Raw genomic sequence first — 821 nt, forward strand, 5'->3', positions numbered from 1 at the left:
ATATAATCGGCATTAAGAGCAGGATCATCACCTGTACACTCAGCAGCTCCATCAGCACCACCAGCTAAAGCAGGAGGCGTTGTATCAGCAATTGTAAATAAGGCTTGAGTAGAGCTAGTATTACCACAACCATCGGTTGCTGTAAATGTAACTAGCATACTACCTGTTAAGGCGCAACCATCAGTAAATTGCAAATCTGCTGAGTCATTAGACCAAACAATACTTGAACAATTGTCAGTAGCAGTTCCAGTATTCCCAATGTTATCTAACCAAGCATTAAATTGATCAATATTACCAGCGCCATCACATTGCACAGTTTGATCGGAAGCATTATTAGTAATTATTGGATCCTCCGTATCTTTTATTAAATAAGTAGCAGTTGTTTCACTAAAGTTTCCACAGGCATCTGTAGCTCTAAAAGTTACTGGAATACCATTGTCTCCACAAATTACATCGGTGTTTTGACCGTAATCATTAGACCAAGTAATGTTGCCACTACAGTTATCTGAAGCTGTTGCTCCAGCATTAGAATCTAACCAAGCATCAAGAGCTGCCTGAGTATCACCAATACCACATTCTATTTCAATATTATCTTTGTTCGTATTGTCAATTATAGGATCAACATCGTCATTAAGAGTATATGTATATACCCAATCATGAGAGTTACCTTCACAATCAGTATAAGTCCAAGTATATGTTTTTACTCCTTGGCACACTGGGTCAGCACTTACTACAGGCCCAGACGGAGTGATAGGGTTACCACAAGCATCATTTTGAGCAGGAGGTGTAGGTTGTACTTGAGCATCAGCAAGACAGTCTAC

At 39.5% G+C, this 821-nt stretch carries 1 pseudogene; it reads right to left on the reverse strand.

Annotation, left to right across the window (positions count from 1 at the left end):
* A pseudogene (locus Q0739_RS14905) lies at positions 1 to 821 on the reverse strand (hypothetical protein); the annotation flags it as partial.

The sequence above is a fragment of the uncultured Algibacter sp. genome (assembly GCF_947487605.1).
Taxonomy (GTDB): domain Bacteria; phylum Bacteroidota; class Bacteroidia; order Flavobacteriales; family Flavobacteriaceae; genus Algibacter_D.